Source organism: Amycolatopsis sp. NPDC051102 (assembly GCF_040682815.1).
In the GTDB taxonomy this organism is placed as follows: Bacteria; Actinomycetota; Actinomycetes; order Mycobacteriales; family Pseudonocardiaceae; genus Amycolatopsis.
The window spans coordinates 1,199,057-1,225,990 of record NZ_JBFBBT010000001.1 but is presented as its reverse complement, the minus strand read 5'-3'; the positions used below and the strand labels follow the sequence as shown (position 1 = coordinate 1,225,990).

At 72.2% G+C, this 26,934-nt stretch carries 24 protein-coding genes, 1 pseudogene and 1 riboswitch; of the genes and pseudogenes, 9 read left to right on the top strand and 16 right to left on the bottom strand.

What is annotated here, in order from left to right; genetic code table 11:
- Window positions 1–2: 2 nt before the first annotated feature.
- The 3 genes from egtB to AB0M93_RS05105 form a co-directional block, all read right to left on the bottom strand.
- Window positions 3–1,340 carry an ergothioneine biosynthesis protein EgtB gene (gene egtB, locus AB0M93_RS05115; RefSeq protein WP_364268531.1) on the bottom strand — a complete coding sequence of 446 codons (1,338 nt, stop codon included), beginning with the start codon at window positions 1,338–1,340 and terminating at the stop codon, window positions 3–5.
- A complete protein-coding gene (locus tag AB0M93_RS05110; RefSeq protein WP_364268925.1) occupies window positions 1,337–2,596 on the bottom strand; it encodes a glutamate-cysteine ligase family protein in 1,260 nt (419 codons plus the stop codon). The genes egtB and AB0M93_RS05110 overlap by 4 nt, the downstream gene beginning before the upstream one ends.
- 121 nt (window positions 2,597–2,717) lie before the next feature.
- Complete coding sequence (locus tag AB0M93_RS05105; protein ID WP_364268529.1) at window positions 2,718–3,644, bottom strand: LysR substrate-binding domain-containing protein; 927 nt, start codon at window positions 3,642–3,644, stop codon at window positions 2,718–2,720.
- A gap of 120 nt (window positions 3,645–3,764) precedes the next feature.
- On the opposite strand from AB0M93_RS05105, the gene AB0M93_RS05100 reads away from it, so the two are divergent.
- The gene (locus tag AB0M93_RS05100) at window positions 3,765–4,958 is read left to right on the top strand and encodes a Glu/Leu/Phe/Val dehydrogenase dimerization domain-containing protein (RefSeq protein WP_364268527.1); all 1,194 of its coding nucleotides are present in this window, start codon (window positions 3,765–3,767) and stop codon (window positions 4,956–4,958) included.
- Here the strand turns inward: AB0M93_RS05100 and pip are convergent.
- The 5 genes from pip to AB0M93_RS05075 form a co-directional block, all read right to left on the bottom strand.
- Window positions 4,948–5,895 (bottom strand): prolyl aminopeptidase, encoded by a 948-nt coding sequence (gene pip, locus AB0M93_RS05095; protein ID WP_364268525.1) that lies wholly within the window; start codon window positions 5,893–5,895, stop codon window positions 4,948–4,950. The two genes, AB0M93_RS05100 and pip, sit on opposite strands and share 11 nt — an antisense overlap.
- A 77-nt stretch (window positions 5,896–5,972) precedes the next feature.
- Window positions 5,973–6,701 carry an ESX secretion-associated protein EspG gene (locus tag AB0M93_RS05090; RefSeq protein ID WP_364268923.1) on the bottom strand — a complete coding sequence of 243 codons (729 nt, stop codon included), beginning with the start codon at window positions 6,699–6,701 and terminating at the stop codon, window positions 5,973–5,975.
- A gap of 34 nt (window positions 6,702–6,735) precedes the next feature.
- Window positions 6,736–8,085 (bottom strand): hypothetical protein, encoded by a 1,350-nt coding sequence (locus tag AB0M93_RS05085; protein WP_364268523.1) that lies wholly within the window; start codon window positions 8,083–8,085, stop codon window positions 6,736–6,738.
- 3 nt (window positions 8,086–8,088) lie between these two features.
- Window positions 8,089–8,730 (bottom strand): DUF3558 domain-containing protein, encoded by a 642-nt coding sequence (locus AB0M93_RS05080; RefSeq protein ID WP_364268521.1) that lies wholly within the window; start codon window positions 8,728–8,730, stop codon window positions 8,089–8,091.
- 11 nt (window positions 8,731–8,741) lie between these two features.
- On the bottom strand, window positions 8,742–9,134 hold the full coding sequence (locus tag AB0M93_RS05075) for a hypothetical protein (protein WP_364268519.1): 393 nt from the start codon (window positions 9,132–9,134) through the stop codon (window positions 8,742–8,744).
- A 184-nt stretch (window positions 9,135–9,318) separates the two neighbouring features.
- Between AB0M93_RS05075 and AB0M93_RS05070 the strand changes: the two genes are divergently transcribed.
- The 6 genes and pseudogenes from AB0M93_RS05070 to AB0M93_RS05045 all read left to right on the top strand — a co-directional run.
- Window positions 9,319–9,900 (top strand): TetR/AcrR family transcriptional regulator, encoded by a 582-nt coding sequence (locus tag AB0M93_RS05070; protein ID WP_004562600.1) that lies wholly within the window; start codon window positions 9,319–9,321, stop codon window positions 9,898–9,900.
- Between the two features lie 199 nt (window positions 9,901–10,099).
- Window positions 10,100–11,461, top strand: a complete 1,362-nt coding sequence (locus tag AB0M93_RS05065) for a hemolysin family protein (protein WP_364268517.1) — start codon at window positions 10,100–10,102, stop codon at window positions 11,459–11,461.
- On the top strand, window positions 11,458–12,501 hold the full coding sequence (locus AB0M93_RS05060) for a hemolysin family protein (protein ID WP_364268515.1): 1,044 nt from the start codon (window positions 11,458–11,460) through the stop codon (window positions 12,499–12,501). Before AB0M93_RS05065 ends, AB0M93_RS05060 begins: the two co-directional genes overlap by 4 nt.
- Entirely contained in the window at window positions 12,498–13,397 is a 900-nt protein-coding gene (locus tag AB0M93_RS05055) for a 3-methyladenine DNA glycosylase (RefSeq protein ID WP_364268513.1), read from the top strand. The genes AB0M93_RS05060 and AB0M93_RS05055 overlap by 4 nt, the downstream gene beginning before the upstream one ends.
- 100 nt (window positions 13,398–13,497) lie before the next feature.
- Window positions 13,498–15,153: a hypothetical protein gene (locus AB0M93_RS05050; RefSeq protein ID WP_364268511.1), complete on the top strand. Its 1,656-nt coding sequence runs from the start codon at window positions 13,498–13,500 to the stop codon at window positions 15,151–15,153.
- Window positions 15,154–15,260: 107 nt separating this feature from the next.
- Window positions 15,261–15,413: pseudogene (locus AB0M93_RS05045) on the top strand (transposase); the annotation flags it as partial.
- 6 nt (window positions 15,414–15,419) lie between these two features.
- Here the strand turns inward: AB0M93_RS05045 and AB0M93_RS05040 are convergent.
- The 3 genes from AB0M93_RS05040 to AB0M93_RS05030 are packed head-to-tail and all read right to left on the bottom strand — an operon-like array spanning window position 15,420 to window position 17,394.
- On the bottom strand, window positions 15,420–16,199 hold the full coding sequence (locus AB0M93_RS05040; RefSeq protein ID WP_364268509.1) for an aldo/keto reductase: 780 nt from the start codon (window positions 16,197–16,199) through the stop codon (window positions 15,420–15,422).
- 40 nt (window positions 16,200–16,239) lie between these two features.
- Window positions 16,240–17,034, bottom strand: a complete 795-nt coding sequence (locus tag AB0M93_RS05035; RefSeq protein WP_364268921.1) for a helix-turn-helix transcriptional regulator — start codon at window positions 17,032–17,034, stop codon at window positions 16,240–16,242.
- A 45-nt stretch (window positions 17,035–17,079) separates the two neighbouring features.
- The gene (locus tag AB0M93_RS05030) at window positions 17,080–17,394 is read right to left on the bottom strand and encodes a hypothetical protein (RefSeq protein ID WP_364268507.1); all 315 of its coding nucleotides are present in this window, start codon (window positions 17,392–17,394) and stop codon (window positions 17,080–17,082) included.
- A 155-nt stretch (window positions 17,395–17,549) separates the two neighbouring features.
- Between AB0M93_RS05030 and AB0M93_RS05025 the strand changes: the two genes are divergently transcribed.
- On the top strand, window positions 17,550–17,909 hold the full coding sequence (locus AB0M93_RS05025) for a nuclear transport factor 2 family protein (protein ID WP_364268505.1): 360 nt from the start codon (window positions 17,550–17,552) through the stop codon (window positions 17,907–17,909).
- Window positions 17,910–17,949: 40 nt separating this feature from the next.
- On the opposite strand, the gene AB0M93_RS05020 is transcribed toward AB0M93_RS05025, so the two are convergent.
- Window positions 17,950–19,104 carry an NAD-dependent epimerase/dehydratase family protein gene (locus AB0M93_RS05020; protein ID WP_364268503.1) on the bottom strand — a complete coding sequence of 385 codons (1,155 nt, stop codon included), beginning with the start codon at window positions 19,102–19,104 and terminating at the stop codon, window positions 17,950–17,952.
- Window positions 19,105–19,283: 179 nt separating this feature from the next.
- On the opposite strand from AB0M93_RS05020, the gene AB0M93_RS05015 reads away from it, so the two are divergent.
- On the top strand, window positions 19,284–19,781 hold the full coding sequence (locus tag AB0M93_RS05015) for a GtrA family protein (protein ID WP_364268501.1): 498 nt from the start codon (window positions 19,284–19,286) through the stop codon (window positions 19,779–19,781).
- On the opposite strand, the gene AB0M93_RS05010 is transcribed toward AB0M93_RS05015, so the two are convergent.
- The 4 genes from AB0M93_RS05010 to AB0M93_RS04995 all read right to left on the bottom strand — a co-directional run bounded on the left by AB0M93_RS05010 (window position 19,705) and on the right by AB0M93_RS04995 (window position 26,776).
- Window positions 19,705–21,885: a glycosyltransferase family 2 protein gene (locus tag AB0M93_RS05010; RefSeq protein WP_364268499.1), complete on the bottom strand. Its 2,181-nt coding sequence runs from the start codon at window positions 21,883–21,885 to the stop codon at window positions 19,705–19,707. The two genes, AB0M93_RS05015 and AB0M93_RS05010, sit on opposite strands and share 77 nt — an antisense overlap.
- Window positions 21,882–22,817 carry an NAD-dependent epimerase/dehydratase family protein gene (locus AB0M93_RS05005; protein ID WP_364268497.1) on the bottom strand — a complete coding sequence of 312 codons (936 nt, stop codon included), beginning with the start codon at window positions 22,815–22,817 and terminating at the stop codon, window positions 21,882–21,884. Before AB0M93_RS05005 ends, AB0M93_RS05010 begins: the two co-directional genes overlap by 4 nt.
- Before the next feature lie 10 nt (window positions 22,818–22,827).
- On the bottom strand, window positions 22,828–25,725 hold the full coding sequence (gcvP, locus tag AB0M93_RS05000) for an aminomethyl-transferring glycine dehydrogenase (protein WP_364268495.1): 2,898 nt from the start codon (window positions 25,723–25,725) through the stop codon (window positions 22,828–22,830).
- 330 nt (window positions 25,726–26,055) lie between these two features.
- A riboswitch (glycine riboswitch) is annotated at window positions 26,056–26,155 on the bottom strand.
- Window positions 26,156–26,197: 42 nt separating this feature from the next.
- Window positions 26,198–26,776: a MerR family transcriptional regulator gene (locus AB0M93_RS04995; protein ID WP_033260631.1), complete on the bottom strand. Its 579-nt coding sequence runs from the start codon at window positions 26,774–26,776 to the stop codon at window positions 26,198–26,200.
- Window positions 26,777–26,934 lie beyond the last annotated feature (158 nt).

Sequence of the window (26,934 nt, the reverse complement as noted above, 5' to 3'; positions counted from 1 at the left end):
GCCTACCCCACCTCGCCGGGGGCCGCGTCGCGGGCGGTGCGGAAACCGGCGAAGATCTGCCGCCGGATCGGGTAGTCCCAGTTGCGGAACGTGCCCCGGATCGCCGCGGAGTCCGTGCCGAACGAGCCGCCGCGCAGCACCTTGTACTCCGGGCCGAAGAACACTTCGGAGTACTCCCGGTACGGGAAGGGCGCGAAGCCCGGGTAGCCGTGGAAGTCGGTCGAAGTCCACTCCCAGACGTCGCCGATCAGCTGGTGCACGCCGGTCGGCGACGCACCGGCCGGGTACGCGCCCGCGGGCGCCGGGCGCAGGTGCCGCTCGCCGAGGTTGGCGTGCTCGGCACCCGGCTCCTCGTCACCCCACGGGAACCGGCGCGACCGGCCGGTCGCCGGGTCGAACCGGGCCGCCTTCTCCCACTCCGCCTCGGTCGGCAGCCGCCGCCCGGCCCACGTCGCGTAGGCCTCGGCCTCGTAGTAGGAGACGTGCACGACCGGCTCGTCGGCGGGCACCCGCTCGTACACGCCGAACCGGGTCCGCCACCAGCCGTCCTGCTCGCGCTTCCAGAACCTCGGCGCGGTGATGCTGTTGTCCTGCCGGTAGGCCCAGCCGGCCGGGCTCCACCACTGCCGGTCGTCGTAGCCGCCGCCGTCGAGGAATTCGGCGTAGGCACCGCACGTCACCGGCACCGTGTCCATCCAGAACGCGTCGACGGCGATCTCGTGCGCCGGGCGCTCGTTGTCCAGGGCCCACGGCTCGGCCGAGGTGCCCATCGTGAAGGCACCGCCCGGCACCAGGACCTCGGTCGGCAGCGCACCCGACCGCGCGGGCGGCGGCTCCGGCGCGTGCAGCACCGGGTCGCCCTTGCGCAGCTGGTGGGTGGCCAGCATCGTCTCGTCGTGCTGCTGCTCGTGCTGGGTGATCATGCCGAACGCGAACGCCCGCTCGGTCAGCCGCCTGCCTTCCATCGGCGCGTGCTCCAGCACGTCGAACGCCTTCTCGCGGACCTGCTTGACGTACGCGCGCGCCTCCGCCGGGCCCAGCAGCGGCAGCTCCGGCCGGTCGGCGCGGGCGTGCTGGAAGGCGTCGTAGATGTCGTCGATGTCCGGCCGCAGCGGCTCCCGGCCGCCGACGTCGCGGACCAGCCACAGCTCCTCCTGGACGCCGATGTGCGCCAGGTCCCAGACCAGCGGCGACATCAGCTTGGAGTGCTGGCGGACCAGGTCCTCGTCGTCCACGGCGTCGGTCAGCGCCACGCTGCGCGCCCGCGCCCTGGTCAGTGCTTCGGCCGCCCGGGCACGCAGGTCCTGCGCGCTCAGGTCACCCAGTGCTTCCGTGCTCATGCTTCGCTCCTCGATCGGTACGCGCGCCCCTGCACGCTCTCGCTGATCTCGGTGATCGACTCCGCCGCCAGCCCGGTGGCGCCCAGCTCGGCGCAGCCGAGGTCGGCCAGCGCCGCCGCGACGGCCGCCAGTTCCGCGTCGGCCAGTCCCCGCCGCGCCGCCTCGGTCCACCGGTCCTCGACCGGCGCGCAGATCGCCCGCACTTTGTCCACAGTGGACGGCCGCGCCAGCAGCGCCGTCACCAGCGCCACCGGCGCCAGCCACTCGTCCGGCGGTTGCGCGTCGAGGTACCGGATCTCCAGGTACCCCTGCGGGCGGACCGGGGTGAACATCGTGGTCAGGTGGTAGTCGAGGTCGGCCTCCGTCGGCTTCGGCAGCAGCGCGCCCGCACCCCGGCCCTCGATCCAGTCCGCGAACGTCAGCCCCTCCGGGGCGTCCCACGGCCGGTCGCCACGGGGCAGCACCATCAGGGGGACGTCCATCAGGCGGCCGGCCCACTCCGCGGCCGGATCGCCCGACACGCGCGCGGTGCGCGTGCGGACCGCCTCCGTGTCGTGCACCGCCAGCCACCGGGCCGACGCGTGGCCGGTGTCGCGGCCGGCGTGGACGCGGGAGTTGGCGAAGAGGGCGAGCAGCGGCGGGCCCATCGCGTGCGCGGCCGCCCACCGCGCGGCGCAGTGCTCGGGCTCCCCCGCGTCGACGCAGATCTGCAGGCCGGCGGTGCTGCACATCATCGTCAGGCCACCGGGCCCGATCGGCGCGAACCGGCGTTCCATCGCCGCGTACCGCGGCGTGCGGAGGATCCGGCGGGGCGCGCGGTGGGCATCGATGCCCGTTTCGCCCAGCTCGAGACCGTGCCGGGCGAGGCGGTCGCGCAGGTGGTGGAGGTCGGCCGTGACGGCTGCGTCGAGCTCACGCAGGGAGGCCTGGGGAAGGGCGGAAATCTCGACCTGGCACCCGGGCTCGAGGCTCACGGGCGAACCGGCCGGGAGGGGCGAGGCGGGGCTGTCGGGGCGGAGCGTCCGCGGGGTGTGCGGACCCAGCGCCGTGGCGAGGACGTCGGGATCGAGGGGTCTGGCCGGGTCGTCGGCATGGTGCACGGTGAACTCCAGCTCCACGCCGGTCAGGCGGGGTGGCCCGTGCTTGAAACACACCGATGCGACGTACGCCTCGCCGGCCGCGCGGTCCGCCAGGACCCGCGCGGTGCGGTTCGACGCACTACCCGACTTCTCGGGGAAATCGTGCACCGCTTGCATGTCCATTCCTGTTCCGTGGGTAGGGAACTTCTCGCCTTCGGACGCTACACGCGGGGTACGACAAATTCAGGGCGGATCTTGCGCACCGGGAGGTGTTCACCACTCCGTAAGAAGCCGCTGATCAGGGCAAAGCGGGCTCGGTACCGAGTCCGAGCTCGGCCGCGGACGCCCGCACGGCGTCGATGACGAGGTGCAGTGCGGGCCGCCGGAAGGCGGTGCGCCGGTAGGCGATCGACACCGTCCGCAGCAGCGGCGTGGTGAGCGTGACGACGTCGATCCCCGGCGGCCGCAGCTGCCGGAGGCCGAGGTCGGAGACCAGCGTGATGCCCAGCCCGGCCCCCACCATCGCCATCGCCGTCGACTGCTCTTCGACCTCGTGGTTGATCTTCGGAGTGAACCCGTGGCGCTGGCATGCCGTGCGCATCGCCCGGCCGAAGTGCGACTTGGCACCGGCCAGGATCCACGGGTGCTCGGCGAGGTCGTCCAGGGACGCCGAGCCCGACGGCACCGCACCCCGCGGCACCGCCGCGTGCAGCCGTTCGACGGCCACGACGGCCCGCTCCAGCCCGGCGTCCCAGGACGTCGGCGCATCGGAGTACTCGATCACGAACGACAGGTCGAGGCGGCCGTCGCGGACCGCTTCGGCGGTGTCCTCCGGGGCGAGTTCGCGGGTGCGGACCTCGATGCCGGGGTGCTCGCCGGCGAGCGCGGTCAGGGCCGTCGGCAGCAGCCCCGAGGCCACCGACGCCCACACCCCGGCGGTCAGCCGGACCGTCCGCGCCTCCTGCGCCTCCTCCAGGGCGAGCGTCGCGCGCTCCACCGAGCCGAGGATCTCCTCGGCGTGTTCGGTCAGCAGGGTGCCCAGCTCGGTCAGCTGGACGCGCCGGCCGAGCCGTTCGAACAGCTTCGCGCCCACGTCACGTTCCAGCTGCGCGAGCTGCTGCGACACCGCCGAAGCGGTGTAGTGCAGGGCCGCGGCCGCCGCGGTCACGGTGCCCCGGCGGTGCAGCTCGCGCAGCATCCGCAAGCGGTGCAACGAAAGCTCCATACACAAAACTTAAACGAGATCGTGCAGGAGCGTTAAATGGACGGGCGGGCCGGCGGGGGCGCACGCTCGTGAGGGCGGTCACGAGATCGCCCCGGACTCTCCCTGGAGGTGAGTGGCCCGATGACCCCCGCCCCGCCGCTGATGCGGCTCACGTGGACCGATCCCGTCACCGGCGCGAACGGCTACCTGGTCGTGCACAGCCTGGTCTCCGGTGTCGCCACCGGCGGCACCCGGATGCGGGCCGGCTGCACGATGTCCGAGGTCGAGGACCTGGCCCGGGGCATGGCCAACAAGACCGCGACGTTCAACCTGCCGGTCGGCGGGGCCAAAGGGGGCATCGACTTCGACCCGAAAGACCCGCGCGCGTTCGACGTCCTCAAGCGCTTCTGCGCGTTCCTGCGGCCGTGGCTGGACGCCCACTGGGTGACCGCCGAGGACCTCGGCGTGCCGCAGCACCTGATCGACTCGGTGTTCGCCGAGCTGGGGCTGGAGCAGTCGTACCACGCCGCGATCCGCCGTTCGGCCGACCCGGCGCGCACCCTGCGCCGCGTGCAGGCCGGGCTCACCGCCCCGGTGCCCGGCGGGCTGCTGCTCGGCGACGTCGTCGGCGGCTACGGCGTGGCCCAGGCCTGCCTCGGCGTCGCGGCGGCGTGGGACTGGGACGTGCGCGGGACGACCGTGGCCATCCAGGGCATCGGCACGATGGGCGGCGCCGCGGCCTGGTACCTGCACGAAGCGGGGATGAAGGTGGTCGCGGTGGCCGACGCCGCGGGCACACTCCACGACCCCGCCGGCCTCGACGTCCCGGCGCTGCTGGACCTGCGTGACCGCTTCGGCGAGGTCGACCGGTCCCGGCTGCCCGCCGGGGTCCGGTCCCTGCCGCGCGAGACGGTCGTCGGCATCGACGCGGACATCTTCGTACCGGCCGCGATCTCCTACGCGCTGCGTCCGGACAACGAGAGCGTGGTCAAGGCGAAGGTGGTCGTCGAAGCGGCGAACGCGGCGACGACGCCGGAAGCGGAGGCGGCGCTGTCGGCCCGCGGCGTCGCGGTCGTGCCCGACTTCGTCGCGAACGCGGGTGCGGCGGCCTGGGCGTGGTGGCTGCTGCTCGGCGAGGTCGGCGCGGACCCGGCCGACTCGTTCCTGCGGCTGCGCACGGAAATGCAGGCGAAGGTGGCACTGCTGCTGGCGGAATGGAACATGGACCGGCTTCCCCTGCGCCTCACCGGACTGCGGCTGGCCGAGGCCAACCGCGGCCGGCGCGCCGAAGCCGCGCTGACGCCGGAAGGCGAGCCGGGCCTGCTCATCCCCTGAGCGCGAACCGGTCGGTCGCGCCGATCAGGACCTCCTGCATCGACGCGGCCGACACGGTGTGCCCGACGTCGTCCAGCAGCACCAGTTCGCTGCCCGGCCAGGCGTGGTGCAGCAGCCAGGGCGTGCCGACGAGGTTGCTCGTGTCGAGCACGCCCTGCGCCAGCACCGCGGGGATGCCGGCGAGCTTGCCGGCCTCGCGCAGGATTTCGCCGTCCTCGAGGAACGCGCGGTTGCTGAAGTAGTGCGTGACGAGCCGGGCGAAGCAGAGCCGGTAAACCGGGTCCGCGAAGACGTCCGACGGCGGCACACCCGGCAGCATCGCGTCCTCCCACGCGCACCAGCCGTCGGCGGCCTTCTGGTGGACGGCGGGGTCCGGGTCCATCAGGAGGCGGTGGTAGGCCGCGGACAGGTCGCCGTCGCGTTCGGCCTCCGGCACGCCGGCGCGGAACTTCGCGAATCCGTCGGGGAAGTACGCGCCGAGACCGCGGATGAGCATCTCGATCTCGATGTACCGGTCCGTCGCCAAGCCCATCAGGACGATCTCGCTGACGCGTTCGGTGTGGCGCAGCGCGTAGGTCAGGCTCAGCACCGAGCCCCAGGAACCGCCGAACAGCAGCCACTTTTCGATGCCGAGGTGGGTGCGCAGCCGTTCGAAGTCCGCGACCAGGTGGCCGGTGGTGTTGGCGGACAGGTTGGCGACCGGGGCACCGGCGTGCGGCGTGCTGCGGCCGCAGCCGCGCTGGTCGGCCAGGACGATCCGGTAGCGCGCCGGGTCGAAGAAGCGGCGGACGTTCGCCGAGCAGCCGGAACCGGGGCCGCCGTGCACGACGAGCGCGGGCTTGCCCGCCGGGTTCCCGCAGGTCTCCCAGTAGATTTCGTGCCCGTCGCCGACGTCGAGCATGCCGTGTTCGTACGGTTCGATCGCGGGGTACAGCATCGGGCGTCCTTCCGGCCGGAATGCAACAGCGCTGTCACATTAGTCCCGCCGGGCGCGCCGCGCACGGTCTTTTCGGGTCAGCCCAGGGTGCCGGCCAGCTCGGCCAGCGTGTCGGCCAGCTCGCGCGGGCCGGCCGGGCCGATGTGGATGACGGCGTCGTCGCCCGTGCCGGAGGTGTAGCTGAGGTAGCGGCCCCAGTCGGTGTCGGCGTAGTGGAGCGGCTGCTGCAGGCAGGTGTGCCGGCCGACCTCGTCACGGCGGCCGACGTAGAGCTCCCCGCTGCCCGACACCGGCCGCTGCACCAGGCTGACGACGTCGGCGACGGCCGGGTCCAGCGGGTAGGCGGCCGTCCCGCGGCGGGCCGCCTCGGTCAGGTCCGCCACCCGCACGGTGCGGGGGTGTCCCCCGCCCGGCCCGACCGGCGGCAGCTGCTCGACGAGCGACTCCGCGAGCCGGTTCCGGTCGATTTCCTGCACACCGACGTGAGTCCCGTCGGAAACGGCCAGAACCGCCTGCAGCCCCTTCGCGGCGGCGAGCACGCCGTAGGTCCGGCCGTCGGCGCCGACCCAGCCGTAGCACTCCCGCGCGGGGCTGACCAGCAGCGGAAGCCAGTCGAGGAAGTCGACGGCGACCCGCCCGCGGACGTCGACCAGCCCGGCTTCGGCGAGCGCGGCGTCGATCCGCTTGTCGGCTTCGTCGCGCTCCGCGTCCGACAGCCACAGCGGTTCGGGACGCAGGGTGGGGTGCAACTGGCCGACCTGTTCCCGGTCGGCCAGCGCGGCCAGCGCCTCGACCGGAACATCCACCCGGCCTGTTGCCACGTCCACCTGCCTACTCGTGTTATTCGCCGATGACCGGCGGACTGGTCCGCTGGTCGGTGCCGAAGATCGCATCCGGATCCGCCTCGATCAGGAAGTCCGGGCGCTGGTGTTCCTCGTCTTCATCGCCTTCGCCGCGCCGCCCGCCGGCGCCCATGGGCCCCATGGGCCCGTTCCGCCCGGCAGCGGCCGAACGCGCGGCGGCCGCCTCCGCGGCGGCGGCGTTGCCGAGGCTGCCCATGCCGGAGCCCCGGCCACCGCCGAGGCCGCGCTCACCGGCACCCGCTCCCCCGCCGGTGCCCGCCCCGGTCCCGGTGCCGGTGCCGCCTCGGCCGGTGGGGTCGAGCAGCCGGCCGCCGGCGTTGCCGCTGTTGGGGCCGCGACCGCCGGTGGCGGAGTTCGGGTCGTTGGGGTTGAAGGTGTTCTGGCCGTAGTTCTGCCCACCGCCGGTGTTGGTGGGGTAGAAGTCGATGCCCCCGGTGTTCGGTGGCGTCTTGCCCGGCTGGTCGGTGGTCTGGCCGGGCCGGGTCGGGATGGTGGGCACGGTCGGGCGGCCGGAGCCGGTGGTGTGGGTGTCGTCGCCGGTGCTCCCGGTGCCGCCTGTTCCTCCGGTGCCTCCGGTGCCACCGGTGCCGCCGGTGCCACCGGTGCCGCCTGTGCCTCCCGTGCCGCCGGTCCCGCCGGGCTTGTCCCCGCCGCCGGTCTGCCCGGGATCGAAGCCGGTGGTCGACGTGCGGCCGTCATCGCCGGAGCCGCCGCCGGGGTTCCCGGGCAGCCACTTGCCGCGGTCGGTGGGTTCGTCGATCCGGCCGGGGCCGTCCGGGGTGTTCACGGAGATGGTGGCGCCGTCGGACTCGAGCACGCCGTAGTCGGTGGGCAGCGCGGCCCTGGTGCTGTTGGTGGCGTTGCTGTACTGGTCCATCACGCGGACGTTGGTTTCGTTCGCGGCGTTGTACCGCGCCATGCCCTCTTGGTAGTTGTCGATGTCGTCCTTGGCCATGAACGGCCCGGCGATGGGGATGGCGGCCTTGAGGCCGGTGGTCCACGGGTTGGGCTTGTCCGGCTTCGGCGGCACCTCGACGACGGTGTTGCTGGAGTCTTCGAAGACGGCAGCCTGCGTCTTGACGGACGCGGAGGTCACGTCGAGCGGCGCCGAACTGTCGTGGAAAGCGCGTTCCATCGGTCCCGCGCCCGCGTTCGCGGCGTCCGCGGCGTCACCGCTCCACGACTCCACCATTCGTGACTGGAGCGCCTTGATGCTCGCGCCCCGCTCCAGGTAAGCGTCGGACAGCTCCTGCACGGTCTGCGCCATCTGCTGCAGCCCGGAGGTGTCGCCCTGTCTGAAGTTGTCGTAGATCTGCTTGCCGTCCACTCGTCATGCCCCCTTGAGTGTCTTGATCACGCTGGTCGCCACCTGGGTGGCCGCCGCGCAGGAGTCGTCCGCCCCCTGGTAGCCCTGGGCGTACACGTCGAAAGTGAGATCATCGGCGATGCCGACGCCGATGCCGCAGGACCCCATCGGCCGCTCGTCCAGCGGCCCCCAATAGACCGCCGGGTATCCCTCGACGTCCGGAGCGCGCTCCAGGAACCTGATGTAGATCTTGTCGGCGTAGCCACGGTAGATCCCCGCCAGGCCACCCGCCCCCTCGTCACGGCTCCCGGTGCCCAGTGACACCAGCACCCCGGTGCCCTGGCCGCGGATCTTCCAGGAGCAGTTCGGCCCCGCCTTGGTGAACAGCGTGTCGCCCTTCGGCTGGAAGGTGCCCGTCTCGGGCATCCCCAGCGACGCCAGCACGTCCTTCGGCACCATCGCGCACGTGTCGGCGACGTACTTGCTCGCGTCGAGCGGGACGGAAACCTTCGGGACTTCCGGATCCGCCGACGGCTCGCCGGTCGCCGACGACGATCCCGCCGCCGACGGGGACGCCGTGCCTCCGGTCGTCGTGGTGCACGCGGCCGCGAGCCCCGCGGACACGGTCACGAGAATCGCCAGGACACCCAGTTTGCTTCGGAACAAGTTCGGCTCACCTATGCCTTGAAGGTGTCGGACAGGTCCTGGTCGGTGACCTGGGTCTTCGACTGCGCTTCTTTCAGTTTCTTGATGTAGTCCTGCGCGTACTTGCGCATGGAGTCGTTCTGGGTGAGCAGGGCGATGATCGAATCGGAGCTGGTCGAGGCGAAATTCCCACTGGCCGGGTCCTTGCCCGGCGCCACGGTGCTCAATGCCGCCAGCTCGCGGATCTTCTGCCCGTCGTCGACGATCTTGTCGACCAGGTCTTCCCACTGGCCGATCACCGCGGCGAGCTCTTCGGGGTCCATCTTGAACTGGCCGCCCTTGCCGCCGCCGTAGACGCGGCCCGGGGTGTCGAAGACGTCGCCCCACAGCGCCTGTGCCGCCGCTCCGGCCTCACCGATGATCACGCCGCACCTTCCCCTCAGTTCACCCACCGTGATGGGGCAAACCTTAGCCAACCGTCTCACTTCGTGTCAGCGAAACGCCGCAACGTTCGGACGGTGGGGACGGGCGGCCGGTTCCCGCGCACTCCGGGTCACAGTACGTACGTACGGATTGCGAGATGCCGGTCCTCGGTGCCAGGATTTCAGGATGCCACGCGTAAGCCAGGATCACCTCGACGCACGCCGGCGCCAGATCCTCGACGGCTCGCGCGTCTGCTTCGCGCGCTACGGCTATGAAGGTGCCACAGTCCGGCGCCTGGAGGAAGCCACCGGTCTCTCGCGGGGGGCCATCTTCCACCACTTCCGCGACAAGGAATCGCTTTTCCTCGCCCTCGCCGAGGACGATGCCCTGCGGATGGCCGACGTCGTCGCCGAACAGGGTCTCGTGCAGGTCATGCGCGACCTGCTCGCCGGGGGCGACCATCCCGCCGACTGGCTCGGGACGCGCCTGGAGGTGAGCAGGCGGCTGCGCACCGATCCCGAGTTCCGGGCCCGCTGGGCCGAACGGTCCGAGCAGCTGACCACTGCCACGCGGCTGCGCCTGCTGCGCCAGCGGGAGGCCGGGAACCTGCGTGACGACGTCGATGTCGACGTCCTCACCGCCTTCCTCGAGCTCGTCCTCGAAGGGCTCGTCTCGCACCTGGCCATGGGACTGCCCGCCGCCGGCCTGGGGCCCGTGCTCGACCTCGTCGAAGAAACGGTGCGCCGGCACCGGCCCGGCGCCGGGTGAGCGCTCCGACACACCCCGGACGTCAGCGGCGGACACCGGAGACACGTTAAGATTGTCCCCATATCCGCAGTACACGCCGATTTCTTGCTAGGAGTGACCGTTTCGTGCGCGCAGCGCAGTCACCCGGTGACAGTACCGGGCCGGGTGACCGACCCGGCTGTCCGATAGGTTCGCCCCCCGCCTCCCGGGCGGGTGCGGAATGATCCAGATCCTCTTCGCCGTGCTCGGGGTCCTCCTCTTCGTGCTGCTGACGGTCGGCACCGGCCTCGCCGTCGCCGCGGAGTTCTCGCTGACCGCGCTGGAACGCAGCACCGTCGACGCCAACGTCCGCCAGGTCGGCGACCGCCGCGCGGTGACCGTCCAGAAGGCGCACCGGACGCTGTCCTTCCAGCTCTCCGGCGCCCAGGTCGCGATCACCCTCACCACGCTGATCACCGGGTACCTGGCCGAGCCGCTGATCGGCGAGCTCGTCCGGCCGCTGCTCACCGCCGTCGGGCTGCCGGCCGGGTTCGCCGCGGGCGCGTCCATCGTGCTCGCCCTGATCATCGCCACGTCGCTGTCGATGATCCTCGGCGAGATGGTGCCGAAGAACCTCGCGATCGCCCGGCCGCTGCCGACCGCCCGCGCGGTCGCCGGCTACCACTCGCGGTTCTCCGCGCTGTTCCGCTGGCTCATCACGCTGATGAACAACAGCGCGAACTTCCTCGTACGCAAGTTCGGCGTCGAACCGCAGGAAGAGCTGCGATCCGCGCGCTCGCCGCAGGAACTCGGCTCGATCGTGCGGTCCAGCGCCGAGAGCGGCACGCTCGACACCTCCACCGCCGAGCTGCTCGACCGCTCGCTGCGGTTCGGCGAGCGCACCGCGGAGGAGCTGATGACCCCGCGCGTGCAGCTGGAATCCCTCGCCGTCGACGACACCGTCGAAGACCTCATCGAACTCTCCCTCCGCACCGGGTTCTCGCGGTTCCCGGTGCACGCCGAGGACCTCGACGACGTCCGCGGCGCCGTGCACGTCAAGCAGGCGTTCGCCGTGCCCGCCGCCGACCGGGCCGCCGTGCCGATCGGCTCGGTCATGCGGCCGGTGCCGACCGTGCCCGAGTCGCTGCCCGGTGACGACCTGCTGCTGCGCCTGCGCGATTCCCGCTTCCAGCTGGCCATCGTCGTCGACGAGTACGGCGGCACGGCCGGGCTGGTGACCCTGGAGGACGTCGTCGAGGAGATCATCGGCGACGTCCGCGACGAACACGACGAGCGCGAGGCGCCGGCGTCCCAGCAGGTCGGCGCGGACAGCTGGCTGGTGTCCGGGCAGCTGCGCGCCGACGAGGTCACCGGCGTCACCGGGTTCCGGATGCCCGACGGCGACTACGAAACCATCGCCGGGCTGATCCTCGAGCGCCTGGGCAAGATCCCCGCCGAGGGCGACGCCACCGAGGTCGACGGCTGGCTGCTCACCGTGACCACGATGGACAAGCGCCGGATCGCCGAGGTCGAAGTCGCCCCGGTCCGCACAGCCCCGGAAGCGGCCGCGGAAGCGGCTCCGGAACCGGAGGTGGCCTCGTGAGCGACTGGCTGAACATCGCCCTCGTCGTGGTCCTGCTGCTGGCCAACGCCTTCTTCGTCGGCGCGGAGTTCACCCTGATCTCCTCGCGGCGGGACAGGCTCGAGGCGCTTCTGGAACAGGGCAAGACACGCGCGCAGATCGTCATCAACGCGAGCAAGCACGTGTCGCTGATGCTGGCCGGCGCGCAGCTGGGCATCACCATCTGCTCGCTGCTGCTCGGCCGGCTCGGCGAGCCCGCCATCGCGCACCGGCTGTCGGCGGCCTTCGACCTGCTGGGCCTGCCCGAAGCGCTGCTGCACCCCATTTCGTTCGCCATCGCGCTGGCGTTCATCACCGTGGCGCACGTGCTGATCGGCGAGATGGTGCCGAAGAACCTCGCCATCGCCGAGCCCGAGCGGCTCGCGCTGTGGCTGGTGCCGGCGCACGTGGGCTGGGTCAAGCTGGCCCGGCCGTTCATCTGGCTGCTGAACTTCGTGGCCAACTCGCTGCTGCGCGCGGTCCGCGTCGAGCCGAAGGACGAGCTGGAGACGGCCTACACCTCCGACGAGCTGGCCGAGCTGCTCAGCGAGTCACGCCGCGAGGGCCTGCTCGACCAGTCCGAGCACCAGCGGCTCGCCCAGACGCTGTCGTCGGTGCAGAAGACGGTCGCGGACGTGCTGGTGCCCACCGCCGAGCTGACCACGCTCCCCTGCGGGCCGACCGTCGGCGAGGTCGAGAAGGCCGTCTCCTCCACCGGGTTCTCGCGGTTCCCGGTGTGCACCGACGACGGGCGCCTCACCGGCTACATCCACGTCAAGGACATCCTCGACCTCGCCGGGCAGGACCCGGGGACGACGGTGCCCGCCTCGAAGACGCGCGCGCTCACCGAACTGCGCGCCGACGCCCGGCTCGACGTCGCGCTTTCGGCGATGCGCAAGGAGCGCAGCCACCTCGCGCGGGCGCTCGACGCGAGCGGGAACGCCGTCGGCGTCGTCGCGCTCGAAGACCTCGTCGAGGAGTACGTGGGAACGGTGCGCGACGGCACCCACGTGGGCGCGTGACCGGCGTCGAGGTGCTCCCCGAGCCGGACTGGCTGGCCCGGGAGGCGGCGCACGTCGCGCGGATGCGCCGGTGGACCCAGCCGCACCAGGAGCGGCGGGCGCGCGGCGAGAAGCACCCGGTGCTGGACTTCCTGTTCACCTACTACTCGTACCGGCCCTCGCACCTCGAACGGTGGCAGCCCGGGCCCGGCGTCGCGCTCGCCGGGCCCGCGGCGCGGCGCTTCCTCGACCGCAAGGGGTACGTCTCGACGCCCGACGGCGTCCTGCTCGACCCAGCGGGCTTCGGCGAAGGCAAGGTGCGGACGGCCGAGTTCGTCCTCGGCCTGCTGACCGCGACGGCGTCCCGCGCGCCCCGGCTGAGCTGCTTCGGGCTGCACGAGTGGGCGATGGTCTACCGCGAGCCGGCGGATTCGGTGCGGCACAACCAGGTGCCGCTGCGGCTCGGCTCCGCGGGCACCGACGCGGTCGTCGAGTCCCTCGACATCCGGTGCGGGCACTTCGACGCGTTCCGGTTCTTCACGGACTCCGCGCGGCCGCGCAACGAGCTGACGCCGTCCCGCGAGACGCAGATCGCACTCGAGCAGCCGGGGTGCCTGCACGCGAACATGGATCTGTTCAAATGGGCGTACAAGCTCGACCCGTTCGTGCCGGCGGAGCTGGTGGCGGACTGCTTCGAGCTGGCGGTCGAGATCCGGACCCTGGACATGCGGGCGAGCCCGTACGACCTGGCCGCGCTGGGCTACTCGCCGGTGCGGATCGAGACGGCGGCGGGCCGGGCCGAATACGCCAGGGCCCAAGCGGAGTTCGCCCGCCGGGCGGCGCCGCTGCGTTATCGCCTGATTGCGCATTGCCATCGCCTGGTCAGGGCAGCAGACCCTGATCACGGCCCACTGTGAGTCAGATTATTCTCTCACCGATACTCACCTGTTAGGGTGATAACGGTTTGATTGCATAGCAGCGCGTGCTTGACATGCGCTCACCCCGAAAGGATGACGGATGGGGCGACACTACCGGGACGAGGAGCCGGTGCCGCACCCTCAGGACCGCACGCCACGCGTGCCCGCCGAGGGCCGCAGCGAGGCATCCGGTGCCTTCCGCACCCCGGGGCGCAGCTCCATCTCCGACGCCTTCGGGATCGCCGGCCGCGCGGCCCGCGACTCGTCCGGTTCGGCCTTCTTCACGGAAGGGGCCGAGGCACCGGGGTTCCCGCCCGAGCACGGCGGCCCCCGGCCGGCCGGCCGGCGGGGTGAGGCATCCGGGTCGTACCCGGTGGCGGGACCGGGCCAGCCGGCCCGCGCCCCCCGTCGTGGCGAGACGTCCGGCGCGTACCCGGTACCGGCCGAGCCCACCGCGACACGCGCTCCTCGCCGAGGTGAGGCTTCAGGGGTCCACCCGGTCCCGGGCCACGGCGAACCGGCCCGCGGCGGACGCCGTGGTGAAGCTTCCGGCTCGTACCCCGTGGCCGGGCGTACCGAGGTGCCCGGCATCACCCGTCGGGGTGAAGCCTCCGGTGCTTACGCGAGCGCCGACCCCGCCACCCGCACCGGCCGCCGCGGTGAAGCTTCCGGTTCCTACCCCGTCGCGACCCGCACCGACGTGCCCGGCCGCGCCGAAACCACCGGCGCCCGCACCGAGGTGCCCGGCACCGCCTACGCCACCGCGGGGGCCGACACCGCCACCCGCGCGGGCCACCGCGGCCCCTCCGCCGTCACCAGTGCCGAGGTCACCACCGCCTACCCCGCCATCGGCCCCGAGGCCCCCGCGCGCTCCGGACGGCGCGGCAAGCGGACCGCCCGGCCGCCCGAGTCCCCCGCCGAGCGGACCGAGGTCATCACGCGGCAGGACGACGTCCCCGGCGCCCGCACCCTCGACCGCGACGACGACACTCCCGGCGACGCCGCCGGCGACACCGTTGCCCTGCGGACCCCCGAGCGCAGCGACAGCACCGGCCCGCAGCGCGCCGGCCGTGGGGACAGCACCGGGCCGAACCGGGCCGGGCGCAGCGAAGGGACCGGTTCGCACCGCGTTCTCGGCAAGGGCGACGCCACCGGGTCGCACCGGATCGTCGGCAAGAAGGCCCCGCGACGGCGGATCGCCACCTGGCCGATCGCCTGCATGGTGCTGGCCGCGCTGATCGGGCTCGGCATCGTCGGCTGGAACTGGGCCGACAACGAGCTCAACAGCCGCGCCGAAGCCCAGGCCGCCAGCTGTGACGGCGGGACCGCGCAGATGCGGATCGTCGTCACCCCGAGTGTGCAGAAGCCGATCACCGCGGCCGCCGACCGGTGGAACCAGGCCGCCACCGTCGTCCACGGCCAGTGCGTGCACATCAAGATCGAAGCCAAGCCGTCCGCGCAGGTGCTCGACGCGCTGGTCGGCCGGTCCAACCTCGACTCCATCGGCGGCCTCCCGGCCGCCTGGCTGCCCGAGTCGTCGTACTGGGTGAGCGAGCTGACCACCAAGAAGCCGGAGATGATCGGCTCGCCGGCCCAGTCGGTGGCGAACGCGCGCTCGGCGGACTACCCGTTCATCGGGCTCGCCGGCTCCGGCATCGACGACACCGCGCTGCGCGCCGCCCAGACGTTCCGCGAGTACCTGGAGCAGCCCGCGCAGCAGGCCGACTTCGTCGCCGCCGGGATCAAGTCCGCCTAGGAGCTGTCCTGTAAGTGATCCAGCTGCGGTCCGGTGGGATTGCCGACGTGGTTGGTCGCCCGGAAAAGGGATGCAGCGACCGAGTCGAGGTCCTCGCCGTCGACGGGGAAGGACTCGGCCGGTCCCGCGGCGGGCTGAGCACAAAGATCCACCTCGCAGTGGACGGGCGTGGTCTGCCGATGCGGTTCCTGCTCACGCCGGGCCGAACCGGTGACAACCCGCAGCTGGTGCCGCTGCTGGACGGCATCGGTGTCGCCCGGACCGGCCTACACGCGGGTCCCGTTGTCGAGCTCGGCCACCACGGCGACGTCGTCGTCGGCCAGCTCGAAGTCGAAGATGCCGAAGTTCTCGCGGATGCGGGTCGTCGTGGCCGAGGCCGCCACGGCGACCGTGTCGTTCTGCAGGTGCCAGCGGAGCACGATCTGCGCCGGTGCCTTGCCGTACTTCGCCGCCAGCGCGGTCACCGTCTCGTCGGACAGCAACGCCGTGTTCGCCGCCGGGCTGGACGCCACCGTCACGATGCCGTGCGCGGTGTGGAACTCGCGCAGCGGGAGCTGCTGCAGCCACGGGTGCAGCTCGACCTGGTTGACCGCGGGCACCGCGCCGGTCGCGTCGATCAGCCGGCGCAGCTCGGAGACGCCGAACCCGGCCACACCGACCGCTCGGATCCGCCCGTCGGCGCGCAACCGGCTCAGCGCGCGCCAAGTGTCGCTGAAGGCGCCCTGGGTGCCGTCGAGCAGGCACAGGTCGGCCTGCTCGAGCTGCAGCGCCGCCAGCGCCTGGTCGGCCGCGCGGCGGGCGGTGTCGTAGCCCTGCGCGGGCACGTGCACGCTGATGAACAGCTCTTCGCGCCGCACGTCCGCCGCGGCGAGCACCGCGCCGACCTCGGCTTCGGTCCCGGGCGTGGTGTCGATGCCGCGGTAGCCGGTGTCGAGGGCGATGCGGACGGCCCGGCCGGTTTCGGCCGCGGACAGGCCCGCGACGCCGAACAGCAGCTGGGGGATGCGGACTCCGTCGGACAGGGCGAGCGAAGGCGGGACGGCCATCAACCGGTGATCCTCACTTCGGATGCTGCGCGGACCCCCATCATCCCACCGCGGCGCCCCGCTCGCGCAGGTACGCCGCCGTCACCGGGTCGGCCGGGAAGAACGACTCGATCACCAGCTCGGCCACGGTGACGTCCAGCGGCGTGCCGAACGTGGCGACGGTGCTGAAGAACGTCAGGTCGGTGCCCTCGTGGCGGAACTTCAGCGGCACGAAGATGTCGCCCGGGCCGGGAACTTCGACCTCGGGCACCTGCTGGTCGCACGGGTACCCGCGCAGCTCGTCGAGGAGCTCGGCGAGCCCGGCGTCCGCGGTCTGGCCCACCTGCCGCCGCAGCCGGCCGAGCAGGTGGGCCCGCCACTCCCCCAGGTTGAGGATGTGCGGGGCCATGCCGTCGTGGTGCAGGGTCGCGCGCAGCACGTTGGTGGTCAGCTCGGGCGCGACACCGGCGACGAAGAGCCCGATGCCGGCGTTGGCGTCGACCAGGTTCCAGTTCCGGTCGACGACGGCGGCGGGATAGGGGTCGTGGCTTGTGAGCAGCTGCCGGACGGCCCGGCGGACGGCGTCCATCCCGGGGTCCCCCAGCGCGGTCTCGGTGTAGGCGGGCGCGTACCCGGCGGCGAGCAGCAGCCGGTTGCGCTCCCGCAGCGGGACGTCGAGGTGCTCGCCGAGCCGCAGCACCATGTCCCGGCTCGGCTTGGACCGGCCGGTCTCCACGAAACTGAGGTGGCGGGTCGAGATGTCCGCCGAGATCGCCAGATCGAGCTGGCTGATCCGGCGCCGGTCCCGCCATTCCCGCAGCAGCTCCCCGACGGGCCGCTGCCGCGCCTGCACCATGGTCGTCACGCTCGCGACGCTACGGCGATCACGGCGGTGCTGCCATTACTTCCGGGGTAATGGCTCGATGTGCGCGCCGGGCGGGCAGAAGCCGGTGAGCCGGTCCATCAAGTCCGCCAGAGCTTCCCAGGCCGGATCATCCTCGCCCGCCGGCGACTCGGCGACGACCGTGTCCTGGGCCGCGTAGCAGGCCCGCATCAGGCCGAGGGGTGTGACGCCGGCTTCGTAGGCGGCGACGGCCACCCGCTCCAGCGGCGCGGCCGGCCGTTCGGCGCGGGCCGCGGCGACCACCTCGCGCACCAGCCCGGGATCCGCCGGTCCCGGCTTGGCGTGCCACGCGTCGTCCGGATCTTCCTCCACCCGGCGAGTGTCGCGGGCCGGGCCTCGCGGCACCACCGGATTTCGCCGCCCCGGCATTACCTCCTGCGTAATCGACGCGCCGCCGCGCGTCCGCCAAAGTCGGTCTCAGCGCAGGACGACGGCGAAACCGTTGTCCCCCAACGAAAGGAATCACCATGACCGACGTCCGTGGCCTCGTCGAGCAGTACATCGCCGTCTGGAACGAGACCGATGCCGGCAAGCGGCGGGCCCTGATCGCCGACGTCTTCACCGCCGACGCCGGCTACACCGACCCGCTCGGCGCCGTCGCCGGGCACGACGGGATCGACCAGTTCGTCGCCGGGGCGCAGCAGCAGTTCGGCGGGCTCACCTTCAGCCTGCCCGCCGACCCCGACGCCCACCACGACCTCGCGCGGTTCCAGTGGTACCTCGGCACGCCGGGTGCCGAGCCGGTCGCCATCGGGTTCGACGTCGTCGAGTTCGAGGACGGCCGGATCGCGAAGGTGCACGGCTTCCTCGACAAGCTGCCCGGCTGAAACCGTCGGGGGCTCCCGGCCACGGGAGCCCCCGACGGCGCTAGGCCTTCAGCGCGCCCCGCCAGCGCACGGTCGGGCGCAGCTTCTCCGGGTTCACCCGGTGCTTGTTGGCGCCCACGATGTCGAACATGGACTCGATCAGCGTGTCCGACAGCAGGTGCGGCTCCAGGCCCAGCCCGACGAGCCCGGTGTGCTTCACGTTGTAGTAGTGCTCCGGCGCCTCGGTGCGCGGGTTCTCCAGCTGCTCGATCTGCACCGGGCCGGGGAACCGGTCGGCCACCAGCTCGGCGATGCCGGCCACCGGCATGCTTTCGGTCATCTGGTTGAACACCCGGAACTCGCCCGGCGCCGCCGGGTGCTCGACGGCCAGGCGGATGCACTCCACGGTGTCGCGGATGTCGATCAGGCCGCGGGTCTGCGCGCCCTTGCCGTACACCGTCAGCGGCTGGCCCAGCACCGCCTGGATGACGAACCGGTTGAGCACCGTGCCGAACACCGCGTCGTAGTCGAACCGGGTCGCCAGCCGCGGGTCCAGCGCCGTCTGCGGCGTCTGCTGGCCGTAGACGATGCCCTGGTTGAGGTCCGTGGCGCGCAGTCCCCACGCGCGGCAGGTGAATTCGATGTTGTGCGAATCGTGGACCTTCGTCAGGTGGTAGAAGGAACCCGGCCGTTTCGGGAACAGCACGCGGTCGGTGCGCCCGTTGTGCTCGAGTTCGAGCCAGCCCTCTTCGATGTCGATGTTCGGCGTGCCGTATTCGCCCATCGTGCCCAGTTTGACCAGGTGGATCGCCGGATCGATCTCCGCGATCGCGTAGAGCAGGTTCAGCGTGCCGACCACATTGTTGTGCTGCGTGTACACCGCGTGCTCGCGGTCGATCATGGAATAGGGCGCCGACCGCTGCTCGGCGTAGTGGACGACGGCGTCCGGCGCGAAGTCGCGCACCGCCCCGAACAGGAACTCCGCGTCGAGGAGGTCACCTTCGTAGCTGGTGATCGTCCGGCCGGAGACCTCGCGCCAGGTGGCGATGCGATCGGCCAGGGACTCGATCGGGACCAAGCTTTCGACACCGAGTTCGGCGTCGTACCCGCGCCGCGCGAAATTGTCGAGAACGGCCACCTCGTGGCCTTTGTCCGATAGGTGCAACGCGGTCGGCCAGCCCAGATATCCGTCACCGCCGAGAACCAGCACACGCATTGTGCCGCCTTTCCTGCTCGTTTACGCCACAAGCACGCCGATCCCGCGGAGGAGCGGAGCTTGCAAGAACCCGAACGTTATAGATCAGGTGCTGATGAGGACCTGGCAAAGACCTGTGAATCTCCTATGCGTGCGGGGGTCGGACGGCGGCGCGACCGGCCCACGGGGAGGATGGGGGCATGACGACCGTAACCAACGGCGTGCGGCCCCGCACGGCGGAGAAGACCCGCCGCCGCGGCTGGGCCCGGCTGGCGCGCGCCGCCACGACGTCGGTCGCGGCCACGGTCCTCAGCCAGGTCGTGCTGCTGGCCGCGCTCGCCGCCGGCGGGGTACCGGCGCTGGCGAGCACGCTGGCCTGGGCGGCCGGCGCCGTGCTGAACTTCCTGGTCACCCGGCGCTGGGTGTGGGGCCGCACCGGGCGGCCGCGGGTGCGCCGCGAGCTGCTGCCCTACCTGGCCGTCATCGGGCTCGGCGGGCTCGCGTCGATCGGCCTGACGACGCTGGCGGGTTCGCTGCTGACCCGCCTGGACCTGCCGCACCTGTGGTGGGTCGTGCTGGTCGACGGCGCGTACGTCGGGAGTTACGCGCTGGTGTTCGCCGTCAAGTTCGCCCTGCTCGACCGGCTCGTGTTCGGCCGCGGCGCAGCACGTACCCCCGCCACCACGTCCCGGTCATGACGCGGGCGTAGTTGGCGCCGTAGACGAGGCTGCCGCCCTTCTTGCTCTTGCCCGCTTTGCGCAGCCGCATGCTCATCGGCAGCTCCAGGACGCGGGCGCCGCGCGCGGTCACGCCGAGCATGAGCTCCGACGACTGGTACTGCGGCTCGTTGAGCGGGACCGCGCAGGCCAGCTCCGCCCGCATCGCGCGGAACCCGAACGACGTGTCGGTGATCCGCCGGGCCGTCAGCACCGACGCCAGGACCGCGAAGACCCGCACGCCGAGCCACCGGACGCGGCTGTCGGCCTCTTCGTGCCCGAGCCGCCGGGACCCGGTGACGAAGTCGGCGGTGCCCTCGACGACCGGGCGGACGAGCGCTTCGAGCTCGCTGTTGTCGTACTGGCCGTCGGCGTCGGTCGTCACGACGTATTCGGCGCCGGCCTCGGCCGCGAGGTGGTAGCCCAGCCGCAGCGCGGCACCCTGGCCGCGGTTGCGGGGCGCGACGCAGACGTACGCGCCGTGCGCCTGGGCGATCGCGGCCGTGTCGTCGGTGCCGCCGTCGACGACGACCAGGACGTCCACCGGCATCCCGAGGCATTCGTCCGGCATCTTTTCGAGGACTTCGCCGATGCCGCCGGCTTCGTTGTAGGCGGCGATGACGACGGTCAGCGGCGCCAGTTCCAGTGCCGGGTGGCGGCCACGGAAGTCGTCGAGCGCGCCCTGGTCGACGTCGTCGGGGAAGGCGGCGAGGCGCTTCCGGCTCGCGGACGTCAACGTCGTGAAGCCGAGCGCTCCGGCCAGCGGCAGCAGCACCAGCGCCGGGATCTGGTAACGCCAGGAGAACTGGAACACCGCCGAGGCGAAGAGCAGCACGAGCCCGCTCGACGCCGCCAGCAGCGCCCCCGCCCGGGCCCGGTCGAGCGGCTTCTTGCGCCGGACCACCGTCAGCAGGCCCAGCAGCGCGCCGATGCCGAGCACCGCGCCGGACACGTAGCCGCCGCCGAGCTGGTAGTCGCGAAGGATCTTCGCCAGTGGCTGGTCGACGTGCGCGACGACGCCGTCGTTCTGCAGCGTGACCAGGTCGATCAGGGGCTGGTCGGCCCACTGCGGGTAGCTGAGCTGGAACTGCCACCGGTTCAGCGGGACGTCCGTCGGGTCCTGTTCGCGCGTCCAGGCGAAGCTCTTGCCGAAGTCGGTCAGGACCGCGTCGGCGACGTCACCGGGCTGGGCCTTCAGGACGGCGATCGCGAACTGGTGGGCCAGCGCCGCCTTGTCCGCGCCCGGGGGCAGCGGACCCGGCCAGTTCGGGTCGAGGTCGGCGTGGGTGTAGTTGTCCACCAGGCGCGTTTCGCGGGGCTCGGCCGGGCAGAACACCTGCAGCTCCGGGGCCAGGTGGAGGTTGGCGCAGTCGGCGACGGCGGCGGTCCGGCCGTAGAGCATGTTCCCGGACGGCCCGGTCAGTCCCCACTTCCCGGTCTCGGCGTGCACGCGCGCCGAATACGGCAGGAGCACGACGAGCAGGCCCAGGAGGCCGACGCCGGCCCGGCGCCAGCCCGCCCAGTGCCGCCAGGCTCCCCCGGCGACGACCAGGAACACCAGCAGCGGCAGCGCCAGTGAGATGCCGACCAGCCGCGTCAGCACGCCGAACCCCAGCAGCAGGCCGGCGGCGCCGGCGCGTTTCCAGCCCGGGGTGCCCCAGCCGAGCAGCAGCCACAGCAGCCCGAGGAGGACGGCCTCGAACGTCACCTCGGACATGATGTTCTGCTCGATCTGCAGCTGGTACGCGTCGAGCAGCACCGGCGCCGCGGCGAGCGCGGCCACCCACGGGCGCCCGCCCAGCCGCAGGACCAGCCCGTAGACGCCGATCGCGATCAGCACGCCACCGACGTGCTGCACCGCCGCGACCCAGGCCAGGCCGCCGACGGCGAGCAGCGGCCGCAGCACGAGGTCGTAGCCGATCGGGTCGAGCTGGTCGGCGCGCAAGGCGTGCAGGTTGTCGATGTAGCGGAAGGAATCGATGAACAGCAGCGCGGGCCGGTAGGCCAGCCAGGTCAATACCCGGAGCGTGATCGCCGGGACGAGGAGCAGGAGGAGCGGCCAGTGGCGCCGGAAAAACGGTGTCACGGCGTGGCGAGGCCGGAGAAGTACTTCCACGCCGTCGCCAGGCCGTCGGTCAGCGACACCTCCGGCCGGTAGCCGATGGTCTCCGCGCTGGCCGAAACGTCGACGACCACCGCGGGCATCTCCCCGGCCGGGGCTTCGACGTGCTCGACCGGCAGCTCGGCGCCGGTCACTTCGCGCACGGCTTCGACCATCTCCAGCACGGACACCGAGCGCCCGGCGCCGACGATCGCCCGGCCGGTGTAGCCGCTGTCGAGGGCCAGCAGGACCGCGCGGACGACGTCGTCGACGTGCACGAGGTCGCGGCGCTGGCGGCCGTCGCCGTAGACCTTGACCCCGCTGCCGGTCAGCGCGGCCCGCATCATCCGCGGCACGAAACTGTCCTTGTGGGACATTCCCGGGCCGTAGACGTTGGTGAACCGCAACGCACACGTCGTCAGGCCGTACGCCCCGGCGTACCCCGACAGCAGCATCTCGCACGCCGCCTTCGTCGCGCCGTAGGGCGTCAGCGGGCGCAGCGGCAGGTCCGGGGTGATGGTCGCGGAGCCGACGTTGCCGATCACGGCGTTGGTCGAAGCGAGCAGGAACTTCGGCACCTCCCGCCGGCGCGCCAGTTCCAGGAGTTCCTGGGTGACGAGGACGTTGTCGGCGAAGGTGTCCTCGGGCAGCTCGACCGACTTCAGCACCGACGTCAGCGCGGCCAGGTGCACGATTCCGGCCGTCTCGCGTGTCACGGCTTCCTCGCGGACGGCCGCCTCGCGCAGGTCCCCGCCGACGACGCGCACGCCGTCGAGGTCTTCGGGGAACGGGACCCGGTCGACGACGGTGACCGGCACGCCCCGGTCCCGGAGGGCGCGGACGACGGCCCGGCCGATGAAGCCGCTGCCGCCGGTCACGACCACGGACGTCCGATCAGGAGCGTGCCCACTCACCATGGGCGTCAACCTACCCGCCGTTCCTGTGACCGGTCGCGAAGGCCTCCGGGGGCGGGCAGGAGCAGACGAGGTTCCGGTCGCCGGCCGCGCCGTCGATGCGCCGGACCGGCGGCCAGATCTTCGGCGCGCCCGGTCCCGCGGGGAACACCGCCGTCTCGCGGCTGTACGGCCGGCGCCATTCGCCGGTGACGCACCGCGCGGTGTGCGGTGCCTGCCGCAGCGGCGACTCCTCGAGGGGCCACTCCCCCGTCGCGACCTTGCCGATCTCGCCGCGGATCGCGATCATCGCGGCGCAGAAGCGGTCGAGCTCGGCGAGGTCCTCGCTCTCCGTCGGCTCCACCATCAGCGTCCCGGCGACGGGGAAGGACATCGTCGGCGCGTGCAGCCCGTAGTCCGCCAGCCGCTTCGCGACGTCGTCCACGGTGACGCCGGTGGCCTTCGTCAGCGGCCGGAGGTCGAGGATGCATTCGTGCGCCACCAGGCCTTCCCGGCCGGCGTACAGCACCGGGTAGTGGCCGGCCAGGCGGCGGGCGACGTAGTTGGCGTTGGCCACCGCGACGAGCGTCGCCCGGCGGAGGCCCTCGGCGCCCATCATCCGGACGTAGGCCCACGAGATCGGCAGGATCGACGCGCTGCCCCACGGCGCCGCGCTGACCGGGCCGACGCCGGTGGCGGGGCCGGCCGCCGGCTGCAGCGGGTGGTTCGGCAGGAACGGCGCGAGGTGCGCGCGGACGCCGATGGGGCCGACGCCGGGCCCGCCGCCCCCGTGCGGGATGCAGAACGTCTTGTGCAGGTTGAGGTGCGAGACGTCGGCGCCGAACCGGCCGTACTGGGCGACGCCGATCAGCGCGTTGAGGTTGGCGCCGTCGACGTAGACCTGGCCGCCCGCGTCGTGCACCGCCGCGCACACCTCGCCGACGGTGTCCTCGTAGACGCCGTGCGTCGACGGGTAGGTCAGCATGACGGCCGCGAGGTCCGCCCGGTGCTCGTCCACAGTGGACTTCAGGTGCGCGAGGTCGATGTTGCCGTCGTCGTCGCACCGGACGACGACCACCCGCATGCCCGCCATCACGGCGCTGGCCGCGTTGGTGCCGTGGGCGCTGGCCGGGATGAGGCAGACGTCCCGGGCGTGCTCGCCGCGGGCGCGGTGGTAGGCGCGGATGGCGAGCAGGCCCGCGAACTCGCCCTGGCTGCCGGCGTTGGGCTGCAGGGAAACCGCGTCGTAGCCGGTGATCCGCGCGAGCCAGGTGCCGAGATCGGCCACGACGTCCAGCAGGCCGGCGGCGTCCCCGGCGGGCGCGAAGGGGTGCAGCCCGGCGAATTCGGGCCAGGTCACCGGTTCCATCTCGGCGGTGGCGTTCAGTTTCATCGTGCAGGAGCCGAGCGGGATCATGCTGCGGTCGAGGGCGACGTCCTTGTCGGCCAGCGCCCGCAGGTACCGCAGCATCGCGGTTTCCGACCGGTGCGCGTGGAACACCGGGTGCGTCAGGAACTCGCTGGTGCGCCGCAGCGGGGCCGGGAGCGCGTCCGCGGTGTCCGCGTCGAGTCCGTCCACATCGGATACCGAGACGCCGAACGCCTTCCACACCAGCGAAAGCCGTTCGCGGGTCGTGGTCTCGTCGCAGGCGGCGCCGACGTGGTCGTCGTCGACGTGCCGGAGATTCACGCCGAGGTCGCGTGCCGCCGCGACGACCGCGGCGGCCCGGCCGGGCACGGCCGCGGTGACGGTGTCGAAGAACTCGCCGTGCCCGACGTCGATGCCGCCTTCGGCGAGGCCGGCGGCGAGCACGGTGGCCATCCGGTGGGTCCGCAGCGCGATCCGGCGCAGCCCGTCGGGCCCGTGGTACACCGCGTACATCGACGCCATCACCGCGAGCAGGACCTGGGCGGTGCAGATGTTCGACGTCGCCTTCTCGCGGCGGATGTGCTGCTCGCGCGTCTGCAGGGCGAGGCGGAGGGCCGGGTTGCCGTCGGCGTCCCGGGAGACGCCGACCAGCCGCCCGGGCAGCTGCCGTTCCAGGCCGCGCCGGACGGCGAGGTAGGCGGCGTGCGGGCCGCCGAAGCCGAGCGGGACGCCGAACCGCTGCGTCGACCCGACGGCGACGTCGGCCCCGAGCTCCCCCGGCGGCCGCAGCAGGGTGAGGGCGAGCGGGTCGGCGGCGACGATCACGGCGGCCCCGTGCTTCTTCGCCTCGCCGATGGTGAGGTCGAGCTCGCGGACGGCACCGGACGCGCCCGGGTAGGACAGCAGGATGCCGAAGAAGTCCCCGCCGAGCCCGAGCCCGGTCAGCCCTTGGGAAAGGTCCTCGACGACGAGCTCGATCCCCAGCGGTTCGGCCCGGGTGCGCAGCACGGCGAGGGTCTGCGGCAGGGTGTCGGCATCGACGACGAACCGGGTGGACGTGGTCTTCCCGGCCCGGCGCACGAGGGTCATCGCCTCGGCGGCCGCGGTGGCCTCGTCGAGCAGGGAGGCGTTGGCGACGGGCAGCGCGGTCAGGTCGGCGATCATGGTCTGGAAGTTGAGCAGCGCTTCCAGGCGTCCTTGGGAGATTTCGGGCTGGTACGGCGTGTAGGCGGTGTACCAGGCCGGGTTCTCGAGCACGTTGCGCCGGATGACGGGCGGGGTGACGGTGTCGTGGTAACCGAGCCCGATCATCTGCGCCATGGGCCGGTTCCGCGCGGCAAGCGCCCGCAGTTCGGCGAGGGCCTGCGCTTCGGAGGCGGCGGCCGGCAGCTCGAGCGGCTGCGCGGAGCGGCGAAGCGACTCCGGGACGGCCCGTTCGGCGAGTTCGTCGAGGGAGGCGACGCCGATGACGTCGAGGATGTGCCGAAGGTCTTCGGGACCGGGCCCGATGTGCCGGTCGGCGAAGGGAATGCCCTGTTCCAGGGAGGCGAGTGACGGATCCACGATGGCCTCCTGGGGACAGCGAGCTTTACTCAACCGACTCTAGAACGGACGGACGAGCGGGAGGCGACCACGCCGGGGGTCCGGGGGCGGAGCCCCCGGGCGGGGTCTGGGGGTTGCACCCCCAGAGGACACGGCGAAGGGCTCAAGCGAGCGCTTTCCGCGAGCAGACGGGCTCCAAGCCCGGAGCAGGCTCGCGCGAACCCGGAGGAACCCTCCCCGCTCTGTCTGACCCCGAGGGGCGCCTGAGAGTTTCGCCCGCAGGTTGAGCCGGGCTTGCACCGTCGGCGGGGCCATCAGGGTGTGTCCTGACGACCCGCTTTCCAGAGGCGTCTCGTCCGCGCGGTCCAGGGTGCCTGAGAGGTTCCCGGGGAGGAATTGCTCCTTCGGCGCCGAGCTCAAGGTGTGGCTCGGACTCTCCCGCGCGGATTCGTCGACCGCACGGTGAACCTTACTCTGCCCGCTGCGGTGGTGATCAACCGGTCTTGCGGGCGTTGCGGCGCTGGGTGAGTTCGTCGGGTTCGTGGGTCTCGACGATGCCGCCGTCGGCGCGTTCGGCCGGGAACTCGTGGATGGTGCCGCTGATCTCCTGCATCGCGCCGCTGACCGCGATGCCGAAGACGCCCTGGCCGCCCTGGAGGAGGTCGACGATCTCTTCCGGCGAGGTGCACTCGTACACCGTCGTGCCGTCGGAGAACAGCGTCACCCGGGCCAGGTCGCGGACGCCGCGGACGCGCAGGTGGTCGACCGCCACCCGGATGTTCTGGAGGGAGACGCCGGTGTCCAGCAGCCGCTTGACGACCTTGAGGACCAGGATGTCCTTGAACGAGTACAGCCGCTGCGAGCCGGAGCCGTGCGCGGTGCGGATGCTGGGCGCGACCAGTTTGGTCCGGGCCCAGTAGTCGAGCTGCCGGTAGGTGATGCCGGCGATCTGGCACGCCGCCGGACCCCGGTAGCCCACCAGCTCGTCGGGCAGCGAGTTGTCGGGGAACAGTTCCCCCTGCTCACCAGTCGCGACCTCGACAGGCTGCTTCTCGGAACCAGCCTCGACCACGCAAGCCTCCCCTCGCCCGACCTGGCGGCCGGCGAATGACAGCCGGAGGAGTCCCAGGAGCGGGACCCGCCGGAGATCAACCGCCACGGTCCGGCCCCAGACCGTGAATCACACCGTGGCGATTTCTCTTCTTCGAAGGTAAGCGCCAGGAGAACACC